The following is a 5,263-nucleotide window of genomic DNA, read 5'->3' as shown; positions in this document are numbered from 1 at the left end:
CCGGGCCGTAACCTGGGGACCCCGCGTGGCTCGGGACGGGCGCAGTTTGATTAGGCACGGGCGGGTATCCCGGCTGCTGCGGCGGTGGCGAATACCTCGGGTCATTCGTCATGTCGCTAAGTCGCTCTTCCTCTATCTCAGTGTTTCGGCAAGTCGACGGCTGGGTTCAACAGTAGCCGCAGACCTACCTTGCCCGCGCGGACTGAGAGTCCACTGAGATAACGTTCGCTGATTCCCGAGAGTTCGCCTCATCGCCACCCTGCGCTTGGGTGGGGCCGGCCGCGGCGCCTACCTGGTCGGTTTGCGGCTCAGCGGCTGCAGGCGTGCCGTACGTCGGGGCGGGCAAGGGCCGCCCGGGCAGCAGGACATAGAAGGAAGTACCCGGGGGCTGGCCTCCGGGAACGGTGTCCTCGACGCGCAGCAGTCCCCCGTGGTTGAGCACCACCTTCTTCACGATCGCCAGCCCGAGTCCGGAGCCCGGCATGGCCCGTGCCGTCGTCGAGCGGTAGAACCGCTCGAACACCAGGCGGCGCTCATGCGGTGGAATGCCGGGGCCGTGGTCGGCGATCACCAGCTCCGCGTGCGACGGGTCGAGCCGACGCATCGTGACACCGACGTGGCCACCGGGCGGGCTCCACTTGGCCGCGTTGTCCAGCAGGTTCAGGACCGCCCGCGACAGCCCGGCGGCGTCGCCGTACACCTGCCACGGCGTCACGGCGACATCGAAGTGAATGTCGTTGCGCCGCCGCCTGACTCGCTCCAGGCTGCGATCGATGACCTCGGACATGTCGACGGACTCGTGCACCACCTGGCCCGCGTCGTCCCGGGTGAGGTCCACCAAATCGCCTACCAGCGTTGACAATTCCTCGATCTGCGCGATGACATCTGCGCGCAGATCAACCATCTCCTGCTCGGGTAGGCGCGGCGCCCCCGGTTCCATCGCGGCCATCAGCAGCTCGACGTTGGTTCGCAGCGACGTCAGCGGGGTGCGCAGTTCATGCCCGGCGTCGGTGACCAGCCGCGCCTGCCGCTCGCGCGACTCTGCGAGCGCGCGCAGCATCAGGTTGAACGACTCGGTGAGCCTGGCCAATTCGTCACTACCGAACACGGGGATGGGTCTCAGGTCATCGGTGCGCGCGACCCGCTCGGCCGCTTCGGTCAGGCGTGCCACCGGGCGCAGCCCGGCCCTGGTGACCATGCCGCCCGCTACCGCGGCGACCGCCACACCGACACCGCCGACGATCAGCAGCACCCAGCGCAGCCTGTTCATCACCGCTTCGGTGGGTTTGAGGCTCTTGGAGATCAGCAACGACGTGCCGTTCTGCAGGTGCACGGCAAGGATTCGTTGATCACCGGCGGTGCGCCGCGACATGAACAAATCACCGTGGATGACCGCCTTTTCCGGCGTGCCGACCGGCAGGGTCTGACCCGGCTGCTGGGCGGTGTAGATCGCGTGGCCCGGGTTCACCAGCATCGCGTTGACGTCGGAATAGGCGGTGCCTTCGATGGCCTTGCCGGGGTCGGCGGCCAGCGAGCCGCTGGCGATCAGCAGTTGCGCCCGGCTTTGCAGCTGATTGTCGATGTCGCTGTACAGCGCGGCCGAGATCACGGCGTAGACGGCGAAGGCCATCAACACCACGACCATGGCGACCATCGACATCGCCAGGAGCATCACCCGCCACCGCAACGACAAGGAGGGCGTTGCGCGCAACGGTGGGCGCAGCGGTGGACGTTGAGGCCGGGGGAACCGGATCATCGAGGGACCCGCATCGTCACGGGGGTGTCTCCCGAAGGACGTAGCCCACGCCGCGGACCGTATGGATCAGCCGCGACTCACCGTCGGCTTCGGTCTTGCGCCGCAGGTAGCCCACGTATACCTCCAGCGCATTGCCCGAGGTGGGGAAGTCGAACCCCCAGACCTCCTCGAGGATGCGGCTGCGGGTGAGCACCCGGCGCGGATTGGCGATCAACATTTCCAGCAGCGCGAATTCGGTGCGGGTCAGGCTGATGCGGCGCTGGCCGCGGGTGACCTCGCGGGTCACCGGGTCCAGCGTCAGGTCGGAGAACGTCATCGCCACCGATTCGGCGTCGTCCTCCGGCTTGGTGCGGCGCAGCAGCGCGCGCATTCGGGCCAACAGTTCTTCGAGGGCGAACGGCTTCGGCAGGTAGTCGTCGGCGCCGGCGTCCAGCCCGGCGACCCGCTCCGACACCGAATCGCGCGCGGTGAGCACCAGGATCGGCAGGTCGTCGCCGGTGCTGCGGAGCTGGCGGCAAACCTCGAGGCCGTCCAGCCGCGGCATCATCACATCCAGGACGAGCGCGTCGGGGCGATCGCTCGCGATCAGTTCGAGGGCCTCGACCCCGTCATGGGCCAGCTCAACGGAGTAGCCGTTGAAGGACAACGACCTACGCAGCGACTCGCGCACCGCGCGATCGTCGTCGACGACCAGTATTCGCACGGCCCCTAGTTTCGTCCCATCGCCTGAGACTGACCTGAGAGGCGCGCCGTGAAGGGGCTAGCGGCGGTCGCAAGCGCGGCGAAGCCGGGCGCGGCGGGCCGCCGCCATCAGGCCTAGCGGCGGTCGCAAGCGCGGCGAAGCCGGGCGCGGCGGGCCGCCGCCATCAGGCCTAGCGGCGGTCGAGGTCGATCAGACCGAGGCGGGCCGCCTTGAGCAGCCTGCGGGGCACTTTGTGCCGCTGACCTGCGACCGTCACACCGACGAGTTCGGTCTTCTCGGCCTTCCACTGCGCGCGCCGGCTACGGGTGTTCGCGCGCGACATTCTGCGCTTGGGTACGGCCATAGTCGGGCCTAACTCCTCAATGTGGGACTTGCAGTTCGGCATGTCGCGCGGCGTGGCCGGTGGGCCGAACGGGCGACGATCGCATATCAGGATAGTCGCTGGTCGGCTTGTCGCCAAAATGGGCGTCGCGGTGGCCCGCAGGCTCGCCGAGATTGCCGTGAGGGCTGTGACTTTCTGCGAAATGCGACCCCATGGGCAATCTCGGCGCTAACGGAGTCACCAGGCATCCTTGACGTGACACCGGCGGTACCCGCTAACCTACCGGTTGGTTGGGTGGTCCGAACCGGTTGAATCCCCGAAGGGAGGGCAGGCATGGCCTCTGCTTCCGGCGCCTCTGGTGGTCTGGACAGCTCCGGCGCGGTCCGGATCGCGAACTGTTCGGGGTTCTACGGCGACCGGCTGTCGGCCATGCGCGAAATGCTCACCGGCGGTGACGTCGACTACCTCACCGGTGATTACCTAGCCGAACTCACCATGCTCATCCTGGGCCGCGACAAGATGAAGCACCCCGAGCGCGGCTACGCCAAGACCTTTCTGACCCAACTCGAGGACTGCCTGGGCGAGGCCACCGACCGCGGGGTCCGCATCGTCGCCAACGCCGGCGGGCTCAACCCCGCCGGCCTGGCCGATGCGATACGCGCGCTGGCCGAGCGCCTGGGCATCGACGCCCGGGTCGCCCACGTGGAGGGTGACGACCTGTTGCCGCGCGCCGCCGAACTCGGGCTGGGCACCCCGCTGACCGCGAACGCGTACCTGGGCGCCTGGGGGATCGTCGATTGCCTCGACAGCGGGGCCGACGTGGTCGTCACCGGCCGCGTCACCGACGCCTCGGTGATCGTCGGGGCGGCCGCGGCGCACTTCGGCTGGGACCGCGCCGACTACGACCGGCTCGCCGGCGCCGTGGTCGCCGGCCACGTGATCGAATGCGGGGTCCAGGCCACCGGGGGCAACTACTCGTTCTTTACCGAGGTCGCCGACCTCACCCATGCCGGCTTCCCCCTGGCCGAGGTCAGCGCCGACGGGTCCTCGGTGATCACCAAGCATCCGGGCACCGGCGGCCTGGTCAGCGTCGACACCGTCACCGCGCAGCTGCTCTATGAGATCACCGGGGCGCGCTACGCCAACCCGGACGTCACCGCGAGGATGGACAGCGTCGAGCTGTCGTCCGACGGGCCGGACCGGGTGCGCATCAGCGGGGTGCGCGGCGAGGCCCCGCCGCCCACCTACAAGGTGTCGATGAACAGCATCGGCGGCTTCCGCAACTCAATGACCTTCGTGCTGACCGGGCTGGACATCGAGGCCAAGGCCGACCTCATGCGCCGCCAACTCGACGCCGCGCTCACCGTCAAGCCCGCCGAACTGCAGTGGTCGCTGGCCCGCACCGACCACCCCGACGCCGACACCGAAGAAGCCGCCAGCGCCCTGCTGCACTGCGTCGTGCGCGACCCCGACCCAGCCAACGTCGGCCGCCAATTCTCCTCGGCCGCTGTCGAATTGGCGTTGGCCAGTTATCCGGGATTCCACGTGACCGCGCCGCCGGGCGATGGCCAGGTCTATGGCGTGTTCACGCCCGGTTTCGTCGACGCCACCCAGGTGCCACACGTCGCGGTGCATGCCGACGGCACCCGGACCGACATCGCTTGCGCCACCGAGACTTTGGAATTGGCACCCGCCACTCCCCCGCCGCTGCCCGAGCCGCTGCCGTCCGGCCCCACGCGGCGGGTCCCGCTGGGCCGCATCGCCGGCGCCCGCAGCGGCGACAAGGGCGGCTCGGCCAATGTCGGGGTCTGGGTGCGCACCGACGAGCAATGGCGATGGCTGGCCAACACTTTGACCGTCGAGCTGCTCAGGGAGCTGCTGCCGGAGGCGGCGGACTTCGACGTCACCCGCCACCTGCTGCCGAATCTGCGGGCGGTCAACTTCGTCATCGACGGCATCCTCGGCCGGGGCGTCGCATACCAGGCCCGATTCGACCCCCAGGCCAAGGGGCTTGGCGAATGGCTCCGCGGCCGTTACCTCGAAATCCCGGAGAGTCTATTGTGAATCTTTGGACCACGCCCGAGCGCGAACAGTTGCGAAAGACGGTGCGCTCGTTCGCAGAACGCGAGATCCTGCCCCACGTCGACGAGTGGGAACGCACCGGCGACCTGCCGCGTGAATTGCACCGCAGCGCCGGGGCCGCCGGACTGCTGGGTGCGAACTTTCCCGAATCGGTCGGCGGTGGTGGCGGCGACGGGGCCGACGCGGTGATCATCTGCGAGGAGATGCATCAGGCCGGAGCACCGGGCGGAGTGTTCGCGTCGTTGTTCACCTGCGGCATCGCGGTACCGCACATGATCGCCTCGGGCGATCAGCGGCTCATCGACTCGTTCGTCCGCCCGACTCTCGCCGGCGAGATGATCGGTTCGCTCGCCATCACCGAACCGGGGGGCGGTTCCGACGTCGGACATCTTCGGACCTC

At 68.7% G+C, this 5,263-nt stretch carries 5 protein-coding genes; 2 read left to right on the top strand and 3 right to left on the bottom strand.

Annotated features, from left to right (window positions below; translation table 11 throughout):
- Window positions 1-184: 184 nt before the first annotated feature.
- The 3 genes from A5652_RS05580 to rpmF form a co-directional block, all read right to left on the bottom strand.
- On the bottom strand, window positions 185-1,756 hold the full coding sequence (locus A5652_RS05580) for a HAMP domain-containing sensor histidine kinase (RefSeq protein ID WP_067347485.1): 1,572 nt from the start codon (window positions 1,754-1,756) through the stop codon (window positions 185-187).
- Between the two features lie 16 nt (window positions 1,757-1,772).
- Window positions 1,773-2,459 carry a two-component system response regulator MprA gene (mprA, locus tag A5652_RS05575; RefSeq protein WP_067347481.1) on the bottom strand — a complete coding sequence of 229 codons (687 nt, stop codon included), beginning with the start codon at window positions 2,457-2,459 and terminating at the stop codon, window positions 1,773-1,775.
- Between the two features lie 169 nt (window positions 2,460-2,628).
- A complete protein-coding gene (gene rpmF, locus A5652_RS05570) occupies window positions 2,629-2,802 on the bottom strand; it encodes a 50S ribosomal protein L32 (RefSeq protein WP_003872812.1) in 174 nt (57 codons plus the stop codon).
- Between the two features lie 312 nt (window positions 2,803-3,114).
- On the opposite strand from rpmF, the gene A5652_RS05565 reads away from it, so the two are divergent.
- Together A5652_RS05565 and A5652_RS05560 are read left to right on the top strand one after the other, a co-directional pair.
- On the top strand, window positions 3,115-4,845 hold the full coding sequence (locus tag A5652_RS05565; RefSeq protein ID WP_067347478.1) for an acyclic terpene utilization AtuA family protein: 1,731 nt from the start codon (window positions 3,115-3,117) through the stop codon (window positions 4,843-4,845).
- A partial coding sequence (locus A5652_RS05560; RefSeq protein ID WP_197513777.1) for an acyl-CoA dehydrogenase family protein occupies window positions 4,842-5,263 on the top strand: 422 nt, incomplete at its 3' end. The genes A5652_RS05565 and A5652_RS05560, both read left to right, overlap by 4 nt.

The organism is Mycobacterium sp. 1165178.9, assembly GCF_001673555.1.
Lineage (GTDB): Bacteria > Actinomycetota > Actinomycetes > Mycobacteriales > Mycobacteriaceae > Mycobacterium.
This window is presented reverse-complemented; position numbering and strand designations above follow the sequence as displayed.

Bases quoted from the DNA above. Each gene is read 5' to 3' on its own strand.
- A5652_RS05565 (WP_067347478.1), top strand. From the start codon at position 3,115: ATGGCCTCTGCTTCCGGCGCCTCTGGTGGTCTGGACAGCTCCGGCGCG.
- rpmF (WP_003872812.1), bottom strand. From the start codon at position 2,802: ATGGCCGTACCCAAGCGCAGAATGTCGCGCGCGAACACCCGTAGCCGG.
- A5652_RS05580 (WP_067347485.1), bottom strand. From the start codon at position 1,756: ATGATCCGGTTCCCCCGGCCTCAACGTCCACCGCTGCGCCCACCGTTG.